Annotated in this window: 19 protein-coding genes and 2 pseudogenes; 8 read left to right on the forward strand and 13 right to left on the reverse strand. The window is 69.0% G+C overall.

Annotation, left to right across the window (positions count from 1 at the left end):
• Positions 1-10: 10 nt before the first annotated feature.
• Positions 11-1,666 (forward strand): M20/M25/M40 family metallo-hydrolase, encoded by a 1,656-nt coding sequence (locus JL101_RS30500; RefSeq protein ID WP_203102035.1) that lies wholly within the window; start codon positions 11-13, stop codon positions 1,664-1,666.
• A gap of 371 nt (positions 1,667-2,037) precedes the next feature.
• On the opposite strand, the gene JL101_RS30505 is transcribed toward JL101_RS30500, so the two are convergent.
• On the reverse strand, positions 2,038-2,859 hold the full coding sequence (locus tag JL101_RS30505; protein ID WP_203102036.1) for a YsnF/AvaK domain-containing protein: 822 nt from the start codon (positions 2,857-2,859) through the stop codon (positions 2,038-2,040).
• 241 nt (positions 2,860-3,100) lie between these two features.
• Here JL101_RS30505 and JL101_RS30510 point away from each other — a divergent pair, with 241 nt between their 5' ends.
• Entirely contained in the window at positions 3,101-3,574 is a 474-nt protein-coding gene (locus JL101_RS30510; RefSeq protein WP_203102037.1) for a methyltransferase family protein, read from the forward strand.
• Between the two features lie 6 nt (positions 3,575-3,580).
• Here the strand turns inward: JL101_RS30510 and JL101_RS30515 are convergent, their stop codons facing one another.
• From JL101_RS30515 to rpoZ, 3 genes and pseudogenes are all read right to left on the reverse strand, one after another.
• A complete protein-coding gene (locus tag JL101_RS30515) occupies positions 3,581-4,357 on the reverse strand; it encodes an O-methyltransferase (protein WP_203102038.1) in 777 nt (258 codons plus the stop codon).
• Positions 4,358-4,438: 81 nt separating this feature from the next.
• Positions 4,439-5,026 carry a PRC-barrel domain-containing protein gene (locus tag JL101_RS30520; protein ID WP_203102039.1) on the reverse strand — a complete coding sequence of 196 codons (588 nt, stop codon included), beginning with the start codon at positions 5,024-5,026 and terminating at the stop codon, positions 4,439-4,441.
• Positions 5,027-5,510: 484 nt separating this feature from the next.
• Positions 5,511-5,831: pseudogene (rpoZ, locus tag JL101_RS30525) on the reverse strand (DNA-directed RNA polymerase subunit omega); the annotation flags it as partial.
• Between the two features lie 167 nt (positions 5,832-5,998).
• On the opposite strand from rpoZ, the gene JL101_RS30530 reads away from it, so the two are divergent.
• Entirely contained in the window at positions 5,999-6,529 is a 531-nt protein-coding gene (locus JL101_RS30530; protein ID WP_203102042.1) for a vitamin K epoxide reductase family protein, read from the forward strand.
• Here the strand turns inward: JL101_RS30530 and treZ are convergent.
• Complete coding sequence (gene treZ, locus JL101_RS30535; protein ID WP_228435558.1) at positions 6,433-8,400, reverse strand: malto-oligosyltrehalose trehalohydrolase; 1,968 nt, start codon at positions 8,398-8,400, stop codon at positions 6,433-6,435. The genes JL101_RS30530 and treZ overlap by 97 nt on opposite strands.
• Before the next feature lie 192 nt (positions 8,401-8,592).
• On the opposite strand from treZ, the gene JL101_RS30540 reads away from it, so the two are divergent.
• Positions 8,593-9,054 carry a PAS domain-containing protein gene (locus JL101_RS30540; protein ID WP_203102046.1) on the forward strand — a complete coding sequence of 154 codons (462 nt, stop codon included), beginning with the start codon at positions 8,593-8,595 and terminating at the stop codon, positions 9,052-9,054.
• Here the strand turns inward: JL101_RS30540 and JL101_RS30545 are convergent.
• Positions 9,038-9,340 carry a hypothetical protein gene (locus JL101_RS30545; RefSeq protein ID WP_203102048.1) on the reverse strand — a complete coding sequence of 101 codons (303 nt, stop codon included), beginning with the start codon at positions 9,338-9,340 and terminating at the stop codon, positions 9,038-9,040. The two genes, JL101_RS30540 and JL101_RS30545, sit on opposite strands and share 17 nt — an antisense overlap.
• Before the next feature lie 495 nt (positions 9,341-9,835).
• Between JL101_RS30545 and JL101_RS30550 the strand changes: the two genes are divergently transcribed.
• The 3 genes from JL101_RS30550 (at position 9,836) to JL101_RS30560 (ending at position 12,312) form a co-directional block, all read left to right on the forward strand.
• On the forward strand, positions 9,836-10,735 hold the full coding sequence (locus tag JL101_RS30550; RefSeq protein ID WP_201083087.1) for a replication initiator protein A: 900 nt from the start codon (positions 9,836-9,838) through the stop codon (positions 10,733-10,735).
• A 244-nt stretch (positions 10,736-10,979) separates the two neighbouring features.
• Positions 10,980-11,912: a helix-turn-helix domain-containing protein gene (locus JL101_RS30555; RefSeq protein ID WP_203102050.1), complete on the forward strand. Its 933-nt coding sequence runs from the start codon at positions 10,980-10,982 to the stop codon at positions 11,910-11,912.
• Positions 11,902-12,312: a hypothetical protein gene (locus JL101_RS30560; protein WP_203102052.1), complete on the forward strand. Its 411-nt coding sequence runs from the start codon at positions 11,902-11,904 to the stop codon at positions 12,310-12,312. Before JL101_RS30555 ends, JL101_RS30560 begins: the two co-directional genes overlap by 11 nt.
• Here the strand turns inward: JL101_RS30560 and JL101_RS30565 are convergent.
• Together JL101_RS30565 and JL101_RS30570 are read right to left on the reverse strand one after the other, a co-directional pair.
• Positions 12,306-13,868: a radical SAM protein gene (locus tag JL101_RS30565; RefSeq protein ID WP_203102054.1), complete on the reverse strand. Its 1,563-nt coding sequence runs from the start codon at positions 13,866-13,868 to the stop codon at positions 12,306-12,308. The genes JL101_RS30560 and JL101_RS30565 overlap by 7 nt on opposite strands.
• A gap of 90 nt (positions 13,869-13,958) precedes the next feature.
• The gene (locus JL101_RS30570) at positions 13,959-15,239 is read right to left on the reverse strand and encodes an extracellular catalytic domain type 1 short-chain-length polyhydroxyalkanoate depolymerase (RefSeq protein WP_203102055.1); all 1,281 of its coding nucleotides are present in this window, start codon (positions 15,237-15,239) and stop codon (positions 13,959-13,961) included.
• Here JL101_RS30570 and JL101_RS30575 point away from each other — a divergent pair.
• Positions 15,238-15,393: a hypothetical protein gene (locus JL101_RS30575; protein ID WP_203102056.1), complete on the forward strand. Its 156-nt coding sequence runs from the start codon at positions 15,238-15,240 to the stop codon at positions 15,391-15,393. The genes JL101_RS30570 and JL101_RS30575 overlap by 2 nt on opposite strands.
• A gap of 10 nt (positions 15,394-15,403) precedes the next feature.
• Here the strand turns inward: JL101_RS30575 and JL101_RS30580 are convergent, their stop codons facing one another.
• The 5 genes and pseudogenes from JL101_RS30580 to JL101_RS30600 form a co-directional block, all read right to left on the reverse strand.
• Positions 15,404-16,645, reverse strand: coding sequence for a dienelactone hydrolase family protein (locus tag JL101_RS30580; protein ID WP_203102058.1), 1,242 nt, complete (start codon positions 16,643-16,645; stop codon positions 15,404-15,406).
• A 36-nt stretch (positions 16,646-16,681) separates the two neighbouring features.
• Complete coding sequence (locus tag JL101_RS30585; RefSeq protein ID WP_203102060.1) at positions 16,682-17,635, reverse strand: aminotransferase class IV; 954 nt, start codon at positions 17,633-17,635, stop codon at positions 16,682-16,684.
• Between the two features lie 142 nt (positions 17,636-17,777).
• Positions 17,778-18,056: pseudogene (locus JL101_RS30590) on the reverse strand (PDZ domain-containing protein); the annotation flags it as partial.
• A 30-nt stretch (positions 18,057-18,086) separates the two neighbouring features.
• Positions 18,087-18,866: an NADH dehydrogenase ubiquinone Fe-S protein 4 gene (locus tag JL101_RS30595; RefSeq protein ID WP_203102061.1), complete on the reverse strand. Its 780-nt coding sequence runs from the start codon at positions 18,864-18,866 to the stop codon at positions 18,087-18,089.
• A 77-nt stretch (positions 18,867-18,943) separates the two neighbouring features.
• Positions 18,944-19,438, reverse strand: coding sequence for an Hsp20/alpha crystallin family protein (locus JL101_RS30600; RefSeq protein WP_203102062.1), 495 nt, complete (start codon positions 19,436-19,438; stop codon positions 18,944-18,946).
• Between the last annotated feature and the right edge of the window lie 61 nt (positions 19,439-19,499).

Genomic DNA, 19,499 nt, shown 5'->3' on the forward strand with positions numbered 1-19,499 from the left:
AACCGATTCCATGAGCACACTCCCCGGTACCGCCGCCGCCCGCTGGGCCATCGCCCTGACGGAAATCCCCAGCGTGACCGGAACCGCCGACGAGGCCGGGTTCGCCGGGCGGCTGGTGGACCTGCTGCGCGCCAGCCCCCTGTTCGCCGGCCGGCCCGGCGACGTCTGGACCATCCCCGTGCCGGGCGGGCGGCACCCGCGGGCCTGCGTCTGCGCGCTGCTGCGGGGCAGGGGGCCGCGCACCGTCGTGCTGACCGGGCATTTCGACACCGTGGGAATCGACGACTACGGCGACCTGTCGCCTCTCGCCTGCCGGCCGGAGGCGCTGAAAGCCGCCCTGGCGGAACGGCTGCGCCGGGAGGCGGCGACCCCGGCGGAACGGCTGGCGCTCGCCGACCTGGACGGGCCGGACTTCCTGCCCGGCCGCGGGCTGCTGGACATGAAGGCCGGCCTCGCCGCCGGGCTGGCGGCGATGGGGGAGGCCGCGGCGGACCCGGACTATCCGGGCAGCCTGCTGTTCCTGGCCGTGCCGGACGAGGAGGTCAATTCCGACGGCGCCCGCGCCGCCGCCGCCTCCCTGGCCGGCCTGGGCCGCGACCGGGGGCTGGAGATCGTCGCGGCGGTCAACCTGGATGCCCTGGTGGAGGACGGCGACGGAACCGAGGGGCGGGCGGTGGCACTGGGCACCATTGGCAAGCTCCTGCCCAGCGCCCTGGTGGTCGGCCGCGCGACCCACGCCTCCGACGCCTTCCGCGGCCTGGGCGCCTGCGCGCTGGCCGGCGCTCTGGCGGCCGAGATGGAATGGGCGCCCGACCTGCTGGAGCGCACCCGGGGCGGAAGCGGGGAGGAGATCACCGCCGGGGTGACGCTGCTCGGCATGAAGGACACCAAGCAGGGCTACAACGTCACCACGCCCGAGCGGGTCTGGATGTTCTGGAACGTCATGACCCAGCGGCGCGGCCCGGCCGAGGTGCTGGGCATCGTGGCGCGCCTCGCCGGCCGGGCGGCGCGCGACTTCACGGACCGGCTCGGCGAGCGGCACGGCACCCCGACGGGCGAAGTGCCGGTGCTGACCTTCGACGTGCTCCGGCAGGAGGTCGAGCGCCGGGGGCCGGAGGCGGCCGAAGCCCTGGCCGCGACGGCCCGCGACGCGGCGGCGCGCGGCCTCGACCTTCCGGAACAGAGCCGGATCGTCACCGAACGCGCCTGGGACCTGAGCGGCCGGTCCGGCCCGGCGATCGTCCTGGGCTTCGCGTCGATGCCCTACCTGGCGACCAGCCTGGGGGAAGACCCGGCGGCGCGCCGGCTGGAAACCGCCTGCGCCGAGGCCGCCGCCGATGTCGCCCGGCGCCACGGCACCACGATCCGGCTGCTGCGCTATTTCCCCGGCATCTCGGACATGAGCTTCCTGGGCCAGGCGGACGAGGCCGCCATCCCCGTCATCGCCGCCAACACCCCGCCCTGGGGCACCGGCATCGCCTGGCACTCTGGTCCAGCCCTGGGCGGCCCGGCGCTGGGCGGAGTTCCCATCGTCAACGCCGGCCCCTGGGGCCGCGACTACCACACCCCGCTGGAACGCCTCTGCGTCCCCTACGCCTTCGACGTCCTGCCCGACCTGGTCGGCGGGATCGCGAGGCGGACGCTGGAGGACTCCGGCCCGGCGTGAGCTATTCCTTCACCATTCCCTGCCACACTGCCCGCCGCACCCCGGTGCCGGATCTTTGCAGCGTGAATAGGGGAACCGGGGCGTGCCGCCGTTTGATGACATTCGCTGACATAACCCCAGGGGGAGCAGACGCACGGACACGCCGCCGGGCGCCGAGAACATCCCCAATTTCGTCATGTTCTTCATTTTCTTCATGTTCTTCATGGCCGGGCTTGACCCGGCCATCCACGCGCAGACTTCACCACGGCAGTCTGCGCGTGGATGCGCGGGTCAAGCCCGCGCATGACGAAAAGTAACGAAAAGCGAAGCACTCCCGGGGCCGCCGCCGTCATGACGTTTGATGACATGCCCCCCGGGGGGCCGCCCCCGTCTCAGGCCTCCCGCACTTTCGGCCGGGCAGGCTTCGACCCTGACGGTTTCGCCGCCTTGGCCGAACCGGACCGCCCCTGCGACGAGCCGCTGAAGCCCATGTCCTCGACCACCACGTCCTGGCGGCGCACGGTCCCGCTGACGGTCTCCTCGTGCTCGTTGCTGTGCCGGGTCAGGACGACCTCCTCGACGACGTGGGCGCGCTTGGCGACGACCGGCCGCTCGCGGGTCTCGGTCATTTCGATGGTGCGCTCCTCGAAGGCATGGTCCAGCTCATCCGGGGTCAGGTCGCGGTCCACGCGGCTGCGCTCGACCTCGACGCTCTCGCCGCGCAGGTTGATCGTCTGCTCGACCTCGCGTTCGCTGACCGTCACCTTCAGGCGCTTGCCGCCGGTGGTCCGCTCCTTGCCGACCTCCAGCTCCTCCTCGATCACCTGGGCGGTCTCGGCCTCCTCGTAGTCGGCCTCCTCGTCCGCCTCGGCCTCTTCCGCCCGGGCCCGCTCGGCATCGCGGGCATCCAGCCGCCCGGCCAGCGCCTCCGGGGTCAGCGCTCCGAAGCGGCGCATAATGGCCAGGGCCTCGTCGGCCCTGTCGTCGTCGGTCTCGGCGACCACCAGCGCGCCGCCCTTCTGCATCGCATCGGCATAGCGCCGGGCCTGGCTCTCGTCGTAACCGGCCTCCAGCAGGCGGCTGGAGATCTCGTCCGCGGGCACGCCCTGCAGGATTTCCATCGCTTCCTTGTCGAAACCCTCGCCGGCAAGTTCGCCCAGCACGTTCCCGGCGATGTCGCCGTCTTCGAAAAGTCCGATGATCGATGTGGTCATTCGAGTCGCCTCTGTGTCATTCGATAGCTGACGTAGAGCGGCTTCCTGCCCGCCCACTTCGCACTGCACAAAAACATGGTGCGCCGCGCGAGGTTCCGGGAACCGGCGGGGGTATAAGGGATGGCGGTACCTGAACGAACGCGCTGGAGCCTTCCGGCCGGGACATGACGGGCTGGCATATGACAGGCCAGTAAATGAAGATTACCGCCATGTCGTTTTCTGGAAGGGGAGGGGACGCCGCATGAGCGCAGGAACGGACAAGCCCGGCGTGATCGCGCCGCCGCCGCTGCTGTTCGCCGCGGCCGTCGCGATCGGCTTCGCGATTGACCACTGGATCATCCCGGTGGGGTTCGGCCTGCCAGGCGGGTTCCGCCTGGGACTTGCCGGCCTGCTCGCCGTCGCGGCCCTGGCGCTGGCCGCTGCGGCCATCCGGCTGTTCGGCCGGGCCGGCACCCATGTGGAGCCGTGGAAGCCGGCGACCGCGCTGGTCACCGGCGGGATCTATGCCCGCACGCGCAACCCCATGTATCTCGCCATGGCGCTGCTCCAGGCCGCCATCGCGCTCGGTTTCGACAGCGTCCCGGTGCTTGCCATGCTCGTGCCGCTGCTGCCGGTGATCCGGTACGGCGTGATCGGCCGGGAGGAACGCTATCTCGCCGCCAAGTTCCCGGCCGAGTATCCGGAATACCGGCGCCGCGTCCGCCGCTGGCTGTGAGCGTCCTCAGGCCGGCTTGCGGTAGGCCACCAGCGAGGTCCTGGCGAGATGGACGAGCGGGAGCCGCTTCGACAAATCGTTCAGGTGCCGGAACACGCCCGGCACCTTGGGCCGGTAGTCGTGCCACAGGACGACGCCGCCGGGCCTTGCCATCCGGAGCGCCTTTTCCGTGTCGCTGACCACGTAGGAATGGGCGTGCGACCCGTCGATGAAGATCAGGTCGAAGCCGCCGGCATGGGGTGCGTCATCCAGCGCCTTGCTGTCGCCGTAGAGCTGCTCTACCTTCCCGGCGGCTTCGGTTCCCGTGTAGAGAAATTCCGTGAAGCGGGATTCGCGAAGCGCTATCTCCCCATGCTCCCGATCGTCGCTGCCCGACGCCGCATAGGCCCCGTGCCCTTCCGGCGGCAGGGTCAGCGTGACGATCCGCGCGTCGGCGGGGCTGTTGCGCGCCAGGTGATAGGTGGTCTTGCCGGTGCAGGTGCCGAACTCGAAGATCCGGGCGCGGCGCTTCGCCAGCACCGACAATATCCAGCTTTCCAGGTCCGACACGCCGCCCACGGCCGGCCGGTCGCCCTGGCTGATGAAATTCACTTCGCCGTCCAGCCCCGGGCCGAATACGGTGGCGCTGAAGGCCGGGTCGAACGCGCCGAGGGCGACGGTCGGGACCGGCCAGGGCCCGAAGACGGACCGGTTCTTGCGGCGCGCCCGCAGGGAGAGCAGGCGCCACCCGAGCCAGGCGGCCACGACGGTCGCCAGGACGGCGTATGAGATGGCAAAAAACATGTACGCCAAGCAAAAGGAACAAAGGGAATCCAAAAGTCGCGCCCCCTCCCGGGGGGAGGGGGCGCGGAGACGGGCAGGAAATCACTGCGTCGTCGTGCCGGTCGCGGCACCCGGCGCGGCGGTGTCGGGCCGGTTGTTGAACGACACCATGCCTTCCTCCATCTCGAACTCGGGCAGGGCCTCCACGTCGGCCTGGGTCATGTTCGGCAGCAGCAGGTCGTCGTCCTGACGGGTCAGGTCGGCGGTCGTCATGTCCACCGCGATCTGCTTCGCGCCGATCCCCAGGAAGCCGCCGCTGGAGATCACCAGCTGCCGGGCCTCGCCGGACTGCGGATCGATGATGACGTCCTCGACCGAGCCGAGGGACTCGCCGTCGCTGCCGCGGACCGTCTTGCCCATCATGTCGTCAACGCTGATGGCGGTCACGGTGCCGGTGCCGGTGCCGGTGCCGGTGGTGCCGGCGGTGGTGTCGGCCGGCTGGTCGCGCGCGGCCTCGGCGGAGGTGTCGGGCGCCGTCCCCATGGCGGGGCTGCCGGACGGGGCTTCGACCGCCATGCCGGGAGCGGTGGTCGCCGGATCGGCCGGAGCCGTGCCTTCGGTCGTCTGGGCAAGTGCGGGGCCGGCAAGAAGAGCAAGGATGGACGCGGTGCAAAGAATGGACGAACGCATGGTGGCCTCCTCAAAAGCTGTTGTCAGCACGTTGCTTTCGAGGAGATAAACGACGGAGCGCAAGTTTCAGTGCCATCCATTTTTGAAAATTTAGTCGGGATTAAAACAGCGCTTCGTGCGTATCGGGTCCCATACCTGCAATACCGCACGACATCATCTTCATTTCCGCAGCGAATATCAAATGAATATTATCCATTTACCTGTCCTTGGGGAAGGGCGGGGCCGGGGAGGCCGGCCGCCGCCGATCGTGGTATCAGTCGTAGAAGCGGTTGGTCGGGTCGTCCATGGCGTCGCTGACGCCTTCCGCGTCGCCGCCATAGGCCTTGCCCAGGTCGTTGACGTTCTGGTCCACCAGGTTGCCGTCCTCGCCCTCGAAGCCCGCGCCGGGCTCCTGGTCCATGCGGCTGAGCACGTCGTCGTCCTCGCTGATGCCGTCGTCGTCGCCCAGGTCGGCGGCCTCGGTGTCCAGGTCGGACATGACGATCTCGTCCTCCTCCCGGTCGCCGGCGTCGGGGCGGTCGACCCAGGCCTGCTCGCCGGCCATCAGCTCGGCCACGTCCTCGTCGGGCTCGTCCGCCTCGACCTGCCGCTGGTGACCCTTGACCAAGGCTTCGCGCAGCCCTTCCAGGGGCACCGCGTGCTCGGCGATCTCGCGCAGGGCTACCACCGTGTTCTTGTCGTTGTCGCGGTCGATCGACAGTTCCGCGCCGGCGCCCACGTCGCGCGCCCGGCGGGCGGCGATCATGACCAGCTCGAACCGGTTCGGGATCCGCATGACGCAGTCTTCGACTGTAACTCGGGCCATCGTCCAGCACCTCCAGAGTTCGTTTCCGATGGGCAGGACAAACATGCCCGCGGCGGATTTGTTTCGCTGCCGGAATAGTTAATCGGGCGACCGTCGGCGGGACGGGGGCGGCGTCGGCCTGTTCACCGGGAAAGGGCATTCCACCCAACCGAAAGGAACGAAGCTACATGAGATCCGCACAACAGGTCTCCCGGCCGTCGCCGCGCCAGCTCAGCCGCCAGCTCCGGACGGAGATCGACCCCCATTTGCGCCGCCGGCGCTGGATCGTCGGCCTGTCCTATCTGGGCGCGACCATGGGCCAGATCGTCGGCCTGTACCAGGTAGGATTGCTGCGCCGCCTGCCGGACCCGCCGGTGGACGTCTTCGATTCCAGCGGGGTCGATGCGTCGGACTACGCCTATCGCCGCATGCAGACGCCGGACGGCCTGATGATGGTGGCGACCTATGCCGTGACCGCCCTGCTGGCGGGGGCCGGGGGGCGGGACCGCGCCCGGACGGACCCGTGGCTGCCGATCGCGCTGGCCGCCAAGGCGCTCTACGACGCCGGGGTGACCGTCAAGCTCGGGCGGGAGGAATGGGCCGACAACCGGGCGCTCTGCGCCTATTGCCAGACCGCGACCGCCGCGTCCTTCGCCTCGGCGGCGCTGTCCCTTCCCGAAGCCGTGGAAGCCTTGCGCGGGCTGGGGCGAACGGACTGATCCGCCGCCAAGACCGCCGCGCTGCCGCCGGCGACATGCCAGCGCTCCGCCGTCTCGACCTCCGGCGTGCCGTTCCCGCCATAGGCCGGGTCCTCGCTCGACCAGAGCAGGCGCCACTCCCGGCCCAGGGGCGGCGCCAGCAGCGGCTCGGGCAGGACGGTCAGGGTCAGGTCTCGGCCGAGATTGACGAGCATCAGCCGGTCGTCCCCGCCCTCGCCGAAGAAGCGCAGGCAGAACGCCTCCCGCCCCAGCACGGCACCGTCCATCCCGCCCTTCCGCTGCGTCCGGAAGACCGCGTCCTCGCGGCGAAGCCGCAGCAGGTCCCGGTGGAGCGCGTACCAACGGGCATTCGGCTCCCGGTCGCGCTCCGCCGGGTCCAGCTTGGAACCGAGGAAGGTCTCCTCCGCGCCGGGCGGGGCCAGCAGCGCCTGCATCGCCGGCGTCGCCAGCGAGGGGAACTGCGACAGGAACTCCCGGCGCCCCTCCGCGACCTTGGGCGCCAGCCAGTCGGCATGATCGGCGAAATACAGGAACGGCGAGGACGCGGCGAACTCCTGCCCCTGGAACAGCATGGGCGTCCCGGGCCCGAGCAGCGCCAGCGCGGTCATCGCGCGCAGCCTGCCCGGAGAGGTCAGCCGGTCGATCCGCAATCCCCGGCCGGAATTGGCGACCTGGTCATGGTTCTGCAGGAAGACCACCGCCGCGTGCGGCGGCATCCCGAAGGCCGGCATGCCCCGGCGCTGCTTCTGCCAGGCATAGTGCTGGCCCTGGTAGAGGAAGCCGTGCTTCGCGGCTGAGACGAATTCCTGCGGCGTCCCGCGATAGTCGGTGTAGTAGGCCTCGGCATGCCCGGTCAGCGCGACCATGGCCGCGTGGTGGAAGTCGTCGTTCCAGATCGCGTCGAGCCCGCAGCCGCCCTGGTCGGCCGGCTGGACCATGGAGGCATGCTGGGGTTCGTTCTCCCCGATCAGGATGGTCGCCCGGCCCCCGGCGGCGGCGCGGACGGTCCGGCCGATCTCGGACAATATGTGCGGCCTGGTGGCGTCGAAGATCTGCTGGGTCGCGTCCAGCCGAAGGCCGTCCATGTGGAACTCGTCGATCCAGTACGCCGCGTTGGCCAGGAAGAATTCCCGCACCGGCCCGCTGCCCGGTCCGTCGAAGTTGATCGCCTCGCCCCACTCGTTCTCGTACCTGTCCGTGAACCAGGTGTCGGAGAAATTCCGCAGGTAGTTGCCGTCCGGGCCGAAATGGTTGTAGACGACGTCCAGGATGACGGCGAGACCCAGGGCATGGGCGCGATCGACGAAGCGCCGGACATCGTCCGGCGTCCCGTACAGCCGGGTCGGCGCGAACAGGTCCACGCCGTCGTAGCCCCAGCCGAACCGGCCGGGAAACTCCGCCAAGGGCATCAGCTCCAGCACCGTGACCCCCAGCTCCGCGAGCCGGGGAAGCTCCGATATCGCCGCGTCCCAGGTGCCTGCGGGCGTGAAGGTGCCGACATGAAGTTCATAGACGACCTGCCCGGCGATCGGCCGGCCCTTCCAGGCCACGTCGGTCCAGGCGAAGCTTCCGGGGTCGACCACCTGGGACGGACCGTGGGGTCCGTCGGGCTGGAACCGCGAGGCCGGATCCGGGAAGCCCGGGGCTTCGTCGTCCAGGCGGAACCGGTAGCGGCTTCCGACCGGCACACCCTCCACCAGCGCCGAGAAGTACCCGCCGCCCTCCGCCTCCAGGGGCACCGAACGGGCGGACGGTTCCAGGACGACCGAGACGGCCCGGCGCTTCGGCGCCCAGACCCGAAAATGCACCCGGTCGCCGGGCAGGGGCTCAGCCCCCACCGGGTAGCGGCGGCACTCGTTTGCGGTTCCCATCGTCTCCATCCAGGCGAGATATCCGAAGATCGTAAACAGGTGCCGTGGCGGATCATCGCAGGACCAGCCCTTCCGCAAAATTCCATCTGTAAAGATTGATGTACCTCATTGCCGCGCCATAGATTCCGACAATGGTGGACACGAGTCTGAGAGGAATGAATGGATCAAGGGAAGGGACCGGGAGCGAGCGCCATGACGTGCGACCGAAATCCTCTTCCGCCGGTCATTTCCGCGGCTTTCGATTACTGGAAAAGCAAGCTCGACGGACGGCTGATGCCGGCCCGGCGCGACCTGAACCCTTGCCAGATCCCTTCGCTCCTGCCCTACCTGATCCTGACCGACGTCTGTCGGGACCCACCCGATTTCCGCTACCGCCTGATCGGCACCCAAGTCGTCGCGCAGGCTTGCCGGGACTATACCGGGATGAGGTTTTCCCAGCTCGACCACACGGGGCCGGGCAGCACGGTCTGGCAGGACCGGATAAGGGTGGTCGAGACGCGGCGGCCGGTTCTGACCACTCCGCCCTACCACGGTCCCAAGGCGGGGATCGCCGGCGTGTCCGGGATCCACCTGCCCCTGTCGAGCGACGGCGACACGGTGGACATGATCCTCACCGCCGTCGCGTTCACGCCGGTGCTCAAGACCCTCGGCTGAGAGCCGCCCCGATCAGCCGCCCTTCCTCGTCGGTGCCGCCGGACGCCACCGGGCGCCCGGCGCGCCGGTACCAGTAGCCCGCGTTGTCCAAATCGCCCTCGATCCGATGGAGCCACGCGTGGATCCACGCGGCATCGGCCCCGTCGAGCCCTTGGACGATGCCGTGGGCCTGTTCCCATTCGCCCCGCAGGCCGTGCCTGATCGCCCGGAGCGTCGGGGGAAGGTCGGCGGGCGCCGGGTCCCGATCGAGCGACGCGATGAAATCCTGTTCGGTCGTCCTTGCCATCCGTTCCTTGTCCTTCTGTCTGCGACGTTTCCGACCCGAACCCGATTTTCCCCCGATCACCGGAAGTGGTCAACCGAACGCCAAGCCGGCGGACTTGGCAGGGGCGCAGGTCAATCCAACGCCAAGGGGGCGGGACGCCGGCGCCCGAAGTCCCGATCCCAGGCCGGATGGTCAACCGAACGCCAAGACCGGGATGCCGTCGCGGCACGAGTCCCGCCCGTTTTTTCCCGATTCCGCGGGAGATGTCCGGAGCGACACCGATTCGCGGCGCCCACATTGGCCTTTGGTTGACCTGTCACCGGTCGCACTTGGCGTTTGGTTCACCTCGCGGCGGCCGGCGTTGGCATTTGGTTTACCTCGGTCCTGACTCGACCGGGAGTCGTGTTGGCGTTTGGTTGACCTGCGGGAAAAAGATCTGGCGTTTGGTTGACCTGCGCCATTCACCATCTGGACGGGCGGTCCGCCGGTGGCATGATGCATCCATGAGGAGGACCCATGAGTGAAGGACGCCAGTTAGGCCTGTTCGACAGCCCCTTGCGCGGGGATGTCAGCAATGACCGTCGGATGATGGTCTGGGGCTTCTTCGCGCTGGATACCAGCCGCAAGTCCATGGACCCCATCATCTATGATGACGGCCTGCGCCGGATCGAGGTCAAGCCGAGCTATTCCGGCATGGCCAACGTCGTGGACAAGGACTTCATCATCTACATCGCGAGCCTGATGCGCGAGAAGATCGACAAGGGGGAGCGGCCGGCGCAGAAGTTCACCTTCACCGCCAACGACTTCTGCCGCGTGTCGGGCAAGGTGGTCGGGGGTTCCGCCTACGAGCAGATCCGGGAGAGCATCGACCGGCTGCAGGGCACCCAGATCAAGACCAACATCGAGACCGGGGGGGAGGGCGAGGACGCCTGGTTCTCCTGGATCTCGAAGGCCAAGATCAACTACCGCACCACCAAGGACGGCAAGAAATCGATGCGCTCGATCACGGTCGAGCTGTGCGACTGGCTCTACCGGGCCATCCTGCACGACGACATGATGCTGACCTACAATTCGCGCTACTTCGAGCTGGCCCCGCTGCCCCGGCGCATCTACGAGATTGCCCGGAGCCACATGGGCGGCAACGAGGGGTTCCGCATCAACCTGGAATCCCTGAAGACCCATGTCGGTGGCTCGACGCCGCTGAAGGGTTTCAAATACCTGGTCAAGCAGTTGCTGGAGGCGGACAGCCTGCCCGATTTCGGCATCGCGCTCGCCAACCAGAAACGCCTGGAGGCCGGTCCGCTGGACGGCTCCGAACGCATTCCGCTGAAGGACGTCGCCGTGATCTTCTGGCGCCGGTCGTCCGGCCGCCCGAGCGATTTCGCCGCGCTGCCCTTCTGGAATCCCGAGCTGTGAGGTCCCGGAACGAGGGACGCCGGAAACATGGGGACGCAGGGATGACATAGCGAAAAAGGAAAGGCCCGCCTGCCAGGGCGGGCCCTCCCCCGAACACAAGCGGCGGACGGATCCGCTTACCTGTAGCCTAGACACCTGCAGGGTAGTCGAGTCCGGTCCCGTCTGACAAGCGGAAAGCCTGCCAGGGTTTTCCGCAACGCAGAGGGTACGCCCGCCGCGGATATCAACACTCCGCAGGGACATCATGGGCGCTCACTCCGTGGGCAGCCGCTGGGGAACCGTAGCCGCGTCGGTCATGCGCCGGCCCGGCCTCTCCGTGGCTGCCAAAGCCGTCTATGCCGCACTCGCGACCTATGCCGACCGCGTCGGCTGGATCTGGGTGCGCCAGGAAACCATCGCCTCCGACCTGGAGCGCTCGCGCGCCTGGGTCCACGCCGCCATCGCCGAACTGGAGGCGCAGGGCCTGATCCTGCACGACCGCCAGTATATCGAGGGCCGCCAGCGCGCCAGCCGCTACAGGCTGCAGGACGGCATGGCCCGCCAGGCCGAAGCCGGGGACGGGGCGCGACCGAAGATCCGGACGCGAGACGAGGTGTCGGAAGGTCCTGACGCCGCTGTCGAGCCCGCTGACACGAGTCATCACGACGAATCAACGGACTCTCGCAAGGCGGGCGCGGGCGGGTCGGCGCAACCGATTCGGGAAGCGGTCCACCCGGTCGCCGCCGACTGGGTGCCGACCGGGGCCGACGTCGCCTGGGCCAGGACGCGGCAACCCGACCTGAACGTGCTGGCCTTCACCGAAAGCTTCGTCCTGTCCTGCCAGGCCAAGGGCTACCGCTACGCCGACCCGTCGGCGGCGTGGCGGCGCTGGCTGCTGGAACCGAAGGGCGGCCTGCCCCTGCTCAACTCCCAGAATGTCTGTCCCCAGAATTCCCGCCGATCCCCGGACCAGGAAAGCTCCCATGGAAACCGCACGAATCAAACCGTCACGGCAGCAGACCGGCAACGTGGTGACGCTCGCCGCTTCCCACCCGAAAACGGGCGCAAACCCCAAGTCGCTGCCGGTCGCGGACCGGACCCGGACATCGCCGACCGCAATCGGGAACGGGCGGCTGCCTGCCTGGACCGACTCCTGGGCCGACGAGCCGGCGATCCATCTGCCGGACATGCCGGCTGAGGTGATCGACGCCCTGCCGGGAGCCCTGGCGCGGGCCAGGGACGAACTCGCTCCCGGCGATCCGGCGGAAGTGCTCGCGGCCGTGACCACGCTGGCATCCCGCCGGGGCTTCCCGCTTCCCGACGACATCGCGCTGGAGCTGGACATCGAGGTGATGGCGAGCTGGCCGCGCGACCTCTGGCGCAAGGCGTTCCGGGCCGTGTGGGAGCAGTTCTCCTACCGGCGGCTGCCCGAGCCTGCCGATTTCCGCCGGCATATCGCGGCCGACCTGGAGGAGCGCCGCGCCCGGCTGGACCGTCTGGAGTCCCTGCGGCTGAAGCTGGAAACCGTCCGGCTCAAGCGCCAGTGGGACGAGGAGGCGCGCATCCGCCGGGCGGGGGTTGGATGTCAAGGTCAGTAGGAGTTGACCGCGCCGGCCGGGTTCCTCGACATGCGGTCCGCCAGCCGCCAGGCATGGTAGTGCATCGCCGCCCGCAAGGCGTAGACGAACAGCAGGACCGGCCTGGGATTGACGCGCGCCAGCCGCAGGATGCGCCGCCGGTATTCGGCGCGCAGGTCCGGCTCCCGGACCCGAAGCATCAGGCGGGCGAACATGACCGCCGCCCGGGCCAGGAAACGCACCTGTTCGCGCCGCCGCAGCCAGGGCTTGGCGGCAAGCCGGGCGGTACGGCCCTGGTCGCCGGACAGCGGCCCGCGCAGGTAGAGAGCGTCCAGCCGGTCGAAATAGGCCGCGGGCTCGCTCATGTCGCGCAGGATGCGGAGATAGCCGTCGCGAAGGGTTGCGCGGTCCAGGCGCTTCGGGATCACGTTGGTGCCGTAGGCGGGATCGTCCGAGAGATCGAGGCGTCCTTCCGCCGCCAGCCGGTCGTGCAGGGGCGTGGTCGGGATCGCGTTCAGCATGCCGACCATGGAGCCGACGATCCGGGCTTCCGAGACGAAGCGGAACTGGGCGTCGAAGATGGTGTCGTCGTCATGGTCGAAGCCGAGGATCATGCCGCTCCAGACCTCCATGCCGGCGTCCTGGATCGCATGGATCCTGCCCACCATGGAGCCGCCGCGCCGGAGGTTCTGGAACTTCCGCGTCTCCCGGAGCGACGCCTCGTTGGGGGTCTCGATGCCGACGAAGACATTGACGATGTTGGCCTCCACCATCAGGCGCATCAGCTCCGGCTCGTCGGCCAGGTCGAGCGAGGCTTCGGTGAAGAAGGTCAGGGGAAAGTCCCGCTCCCTTTGCCAGTCTACGACCGGCCCCAGGATGTCGCGGATGGCGCGCTTGTTGGCGATCAGGTTGTCGTCGACGATGAAGACGATCTCCTGCCCGGCGCGGTGGAGCTGGTCCAACTCGGCCAGGATCTGCGGCACCGTCTTGATCCGGGGCTTGCGCCCGAACAGCACGATGATGTCGCAGAACTCGCAGGTGAAGGGGCAGCCGCGGGTGAACTGGACATTGCCGAACGCGTAGCGCTTCATGTCCAGCAGGTCGAGCCGGGGAGCCGGCACGCGGGCGAGGTCCGTCTTCCCGGACTGCTCGTAGCGGGCGGCAGGGGTGCCGGCCGTCCAGTCCTCCAGGAATGCCGGCCAGGTTTCCTCGGCCTCGCCGACGAACACCACGTCGGCGAGGGAGCCGAAGTAATCCTCCCGGACGCTGATCCAGGGACCGCCGACGACGGTGAAGGCGCCCCGGTCCTTGAGGGTCCGGAGGATCTCGGCCATGCGCCGGCGCTGGACGATCATGCCGGTCAGCCCGACGATGTCGGCCCGGGCGCAGCGGTCGAAATCGATCGGCGCCACGTTCTCGTCCATCAGGGTGACGCGGTGGACGGGCGGGGTCAGGGCCGCCAGCAGGGGCAGGGCGGCCGGCGGCATGTTGGCGCTCTTGCCCATGAAGGGCAGGGCATGCTCCAGCCCCCAGTAGGACATCTCGAAACGCGGGCTGATCAGAACGATGTCGGCCATGCTTCCGCCCCGCCGGTCATTGCCCTTCAGCATCATGCCGGGACGGATCGCCGATCAAGCGCTCCTTTCGAGATCCGTGTTTCCTGTCCTCTATTTCCTGCGGGAGACGGCGCGCTTGATCCTGGCCCACAGCCCGGCGATCCGGCCCGACAACCCGGCACCGGCCAGCTTGCGGATCGCGAAGACCGGTTCGGCTGGTTCCGCCGGTACCCGCGCCGGGGGAACGGTTTCGACGGGCACCTCGGTCCGGGGCTCCGCCTGCAGGGGACCGAGGCCCCAGAAACGCGCGATCCGGTACGTCGAGGAGAGTCCCGTATCCAGGATGAACGGTCCCGCGATGCCCAGCGGCTCGCCGTCCTCCCCCGGCCCGATCGGCGTGCCGTGGGCCATGCCGTCGATCTCGTACAGCTCGACCACGGCCCGTCCGTTCCGGTCGTGCAGGACCAGATGGCGCTGCCCGGCGACTTCGCCCTCCCTGGCGGGACCCGGCGCGTCGTGGAGATAGGCCCACTGGTTCGCCAGTTCGGCCGCGTTCATCGCGGCGACGGTCCGGTCGGCCGTGCCGTGCCAGATCGAGAGGACGGGCCAGGGACCCTCGTGGCCGGAAGCCTGCCGGACCAGTTCGCCCCATTCCGCCGGGGACTTGGCGCGGCCGCGGAACATCGCGCCCATCGCCTCGCGCAGTCCGAGCGCCGCCTTGTAGGGCAATCCTGCGATGGCGCCGCCGCCGGCGAAGGTCTCGGGATAAGTCGCCAGCATGACCACCGCCATGGCGCCGCCGGCCGACAGGCCGCTGACGAAGGTCCGGGAAGGGTCGGTTCCGTGGGCCTGCCGCATCCGCTCGACCATCGCGCGGATCGAGGCGGCCTCGCCGGCGTCCCGCTCGATGTCGCCCGGCTCGAACCAGTTGAAGCAGCCGCCCTGGTTGTTTTCCCGCCGCTGCTCGGGATAGAGCAGAGCGAAGCCCCAGCGTTCGGCCAGGCGCGACCACCCCGCGCCCTCGTCGTAGCCGGCGGCGGTCTGGCCGCAGCCGTGCAGCACGACGACCAGCGGCGCCCCCGCTTCAAGCCCGTCCGGCACGAACTTGTACAGGACCAGATTGCCGGGATTGGGTCCGAAACCGTCGTCGCGGGCAAGGCGGCGGACGGTCTCCCGACCCTGTTCACCGTCCCGCCCCGTTCCGTCGTCCTGTCTCAGCACGGTGTCGCACCCTCTCCGCTGGTCATGGCCGATCCATAGCAGCCCGACCCTCAACAGGATGCCGTACCGATGGTCGCACCGTGACTTTCCCGACCCGCCGGTGTTGGCATTTCCGCGGGTCTGCTCTCCGGCGGACCCGCCGTTCAGCCAATTCACACGGGAGGCCGCCATGGCCGATGAGAACCGGACCGAAGACAAGAACCAGCCCGCAGGCGGCAAGCCGGACGCCGGCAAGACCGACGGCAGCAACCAGAAGGGCGGACAGGTGAACCAGGAGGTTCAGGAGGAAGCCGCGGAAGAACGCAAGGAAGGCGGCTACCAGTAACCGCCGACACTTAACTACCGTCGCTTTCCGTCCAGCGCGCCATCAGCGTGTTGGACGGCAGGGCGGGATCGACCAGCTTGCGGGCGGTCTCCACCCCCGCCACCGGCAGCCCGTCCGGCTTCAGCGCGCCGATCTGCACCAGGACGGACGCCTGGTCCCAGTAGATATGCTCGTTGTACAGCTTGTCGCCGCGGAAATTGATGATCGCGATCAGCGGGATCTCGACATATCTGCCGGTCGGCGGGATGCCGGGCAGCATCCAGTCGATCTCGCGGTCGTGAGTGAAGCAGAACAGCATCTCGTCCACCACGCGATCGGCGCCCACGGTGCGCGAGATCGGGATCAGCTTGGTATCGGCCGGGTTCCCGTGGACGAAATGGTTCGAGTAGAAGCGGTGAAGCTGCTTGTAGCCGTACCCGCCCGTCATGGTCGGGATATGGTTGACGTAGGGCTCGGCCACCATGGTCGACATGGTGGCGTCCACGTCGCGGGTGGCGAACTCGTATTCGCAATGCTTGTCCCACAGCGCCGACAGGTCGTAATGCGGCCCCATCGCGTTGCGCAGCATCGCGATCGAGCGTGAATGCGCCATCAGCGCCGCCGGCTTGTCGAAGTGCGGGCCGGGGCGGTTGAACGCGTGGCCGGCCTGCGGGTAGACGAAGACCTCGACATCCGGCCGTCCCGCGAAGGCGGCGCGGATCTTCTCGATCACCTCGGGCGGGGAGATCCGGTCGGCTCCGCCGAAATGCAGGGTGAGCGGGCAGGCGATGCGGTCCGCCTCGTCCAGCAGCTTCTCGATGCCTCCGCCATAATAGCCCACGGCGGCATCCACGCCGCAGCGCGCCGCGGCAAGGTAGGCCAAGCGGCCGCCCAGGCAGAAGCCCACGGCGCCCACCGCCTTCCCGCCGTCGCATCCGCCGACTTCCGGCATGGCGCGGGCGGCGGCGACGGTGGCGCCGATGTCGCGCACCCCCTGGTCCAGGTCGAAGCGTTTCATCAGGTCGAGCGCCTTCTCCCGGTCGGCGCCCTCGTAGCCGAGCTCGACGTCCCGCTCAAGCCGCCAGAACAGGTCCGGCGCCAGCACGACATAACCTTCCTCGGCGTAGAACTCCGCCAAGTCCCGGATATGCGCGTTGATGCCGAAGATCTCCGGCAGCAGGATGATGGCCGGGCCATGGCCCGCGGCCGGCACCGCCTTGTAGGCCCTGAACCGCTCGCCGTCCTCGGCCTCGATCTCGATGAAACCGCCCATGTCCGTCCCCGATCATCAGTTGGTCGAACGGTCTGTCTATCCGGTCGCGGTCGGCACGCCAATACCGGGATCCGCTTTTTCATAGTCGATCGGGGTCGCGTGCCAGCCCTGGGCGCGCCTGGCCCAGAACGTGTCGCGCAGCAGGACCGAGATCGGTCCCGGCCGGTCGTTGCCCATGATCCTGCCGTCGATCCGGGAGGCCGGCATGACGCCGCCGGCCGTGGTGCAGGCGAAGATCTCGTCGGCGTTCCGCAACTCGGCGGCGGAGACGGGCCGGACCTCGCACGGGATGCCCAGTTCGGCGCACAGCTCGATCATGGACAGCCGCGTGATGCCGTCGAGCGCCCCCCGGTCCGGCGTCGCGACCCGGCCGTCGGTGATGCTGAAGATGTTGAAGCCGGCGCCCTCGGTGACGTTGCCGTCGGCGTCGAGCAGCACGGCGAAGTCGGCACCCTTGTCCAGCGCCTCGAACTGGCCGCGGGTGAGATCGCCCCAGTGGAAGTTCTTGACGCGGGGCTCGACCGATTCCGGCGGGATGCGCCGGGTTTCGGCGATCATGAGATGGAGCCCGCGCTCGCACATGTCGGCACCCGCGACCGAGACCCAGGGCACCGCGAAGGCGGCGATGTAGTTGCGCGCGTGGGCCGGATGCCGGGGCATGCCCGGGGCCGGGACGCCGCGCAGGCAGTCCATCGCGACATAGGCGGACCGCAGGCCGGACAGGCGGACGAGCCGTTCCAGGATCTCCTTGATCTGGTCGTCACTCTCGGCCGGCTTCATGCGGAGCGAGTCCATGGAGGCCCGGAAGCGCCTGACATGGTCGTCCAGCCGGAAGAACGCTCCCTCCCAGACGCCGACCACGTCGTAGGTCACGTCGGAGCGGCGGTACCCCCAATCGGTCAGCGGGATCGCGGCCTGTCCGATGGGCATGTAGCGGCCGTCCACATAGGCGGCGCCGGCGGCGTAGGGGGAGGGGCGATCTTCCGGCATCTCGGTTCCTTCTCGTGGCGCACCTATCCTGCGGCAGGGATGGCCGGCGTGGCAATGCCCCTTGGTTCTGCTGGATCGTGGCCGTCAGGATCCGCCGGGAGCCGTCGCGATCGACGGTCAGCTCCACCGGCTGGCCGACGCGCTTGAGGCCGACGTGGTTGCGCACCTGGGTGGCGCTTCTGACCGGGACGCCGTCGATGGCAACGACCACGTCGTTGCGCCTGAGCCCGGCCCGCTCTGCCGCGGATCCCGGCTCGACCTGGGCGACGACGGTGCCTTCCGTCACGCCGGTCCGCAGCGCCGCGGCGATCCCGCAGACTACGAGGGCCACGGTCAAGGCGCGGATGACCGGGGCGAGTGACGGGCCCGAGGCCGGCGAAGCCATGGTGATCATGGTGCGGCTACCCTGCAGTTCCCTCATCCTTGAGTTCCGCCGATCCGCCGGCGCCGCTCAGGCCGCCCGGGCCGCATCCTGACCGGGACGGTCGTTGGCGTTCGCCGGAACCGGCGCCGGTCCGGAGGCATCGAGCGCGCGCAGGGCCGCCCGGACCTCCTCCAGATGGGACGGCTCGTCCTCGAACGGCGCCTCGTACCGGGTCGCCTCGATGCGCAACGCGTCCCACTCCCAGGATTTCAGGATCCTGCGCTTCTCCGACGAGGTCAGCCCGGGATCGGCGACCACCTCCGACGGGTCCTGGAATGTCCTGGCCGGGTTGAGGATGGCGCGTTCCACCTCGGCGGCGGACCAGCGCGACCCGCTGTCTCCGTCGGGGTCCGGGCCGAGCAGGCCCAGGTCGGTCATGACCGTTCCCGGCGTGGCCATGCGTCCGACGGTGCGCCGGTCCTCCGCCGGGGCGCCGGCCTCGTACGCGATGCCCTGGCGCTGCGCGTATCCTATGGCGGCCTGCCTCGACGGGAATCGGAGTTCCACGTGCCGCAGGGGATCGTCACCCCCGCACCAGCCCATGAGGGGCTCGACGAACTGCGCGGATCGCGGCCGGAAACTGAGGACCCACCCGCGCGACCCGGCCTTGCCGGACGTGGCGGCATTACGCGCGGATTTGCGGATCACCGCCGTCGTTCCCGGCGGAAAGGCGGACGACCGGGCCGCCCGCACGGGATCGTTGGCAGGTTGCGGCAGGGGCTCGGGCATCGGCGGGATCATGGGCGCAAGCCCGAGGGCCGGGCTATCGGGTGGAACTTTCCGGGTATCGGCCTGTAGCTTTTCCATCAGCATGACATCCTCCCTGTTTCGGACGATGCCGGCGCGCCGCCCGCCGGTTGGGCGGGCGGCGCGCCCCTCGAGGCTTACCTGCCGTTGATGGCGATGCGCTTGACCCTGGTTTCCGCCTCCGGCGACTTGGGCAGCACGACCGTCAGGACGCCGTTCCTGAACGAGGCGCTGACCTTGTCCTCCTCCACATCGGGACCCAGGCTGATGGAGCGCTGGAAACGACCGTGATAGCGCTCGCTGTAGCGCGCGCCTTCGCCCCCATGCTCCACCTTCTTCTCGCCCTTCAGGGTCAGCACGCCGTCCTGGAAGGTGAGGTCGATATCCTTCTCCTCCAGGCCGGGCAGTTCGGCCGTTACCCTGTATTCCCTGTCGGTCTCGGCGACGTCGGTCTGCGGCCAGCCCGGCCCGCCGAAGCCGGCGGCGGGCAGGCGGACGCCGAAGCCTCCGAAGAAGTCGTCGAACAGGCGGTTCACGTCGCGGTGCAGGGAAAGGATCGGATCCAGGGTTTCACCTCCCCGCACGCCGGGGCTGCGGTCGCGGCCCCAGGGAATGAGATCGCGTACGCTCATGTCATCCTCCTTCGTCCTGTCTTGTCAGTCCTCTCGTCACGTCTCCTGGTTTCCGTCCGCC

Source organism: Skermanella rosea (assembly GCF_016806835.2).
GTDB lineage: Bacteria > Pseudomonadota > Alphaproteobacteria > Azospirillales > Azospirillaceae > Skermanella > Skermanella rosea.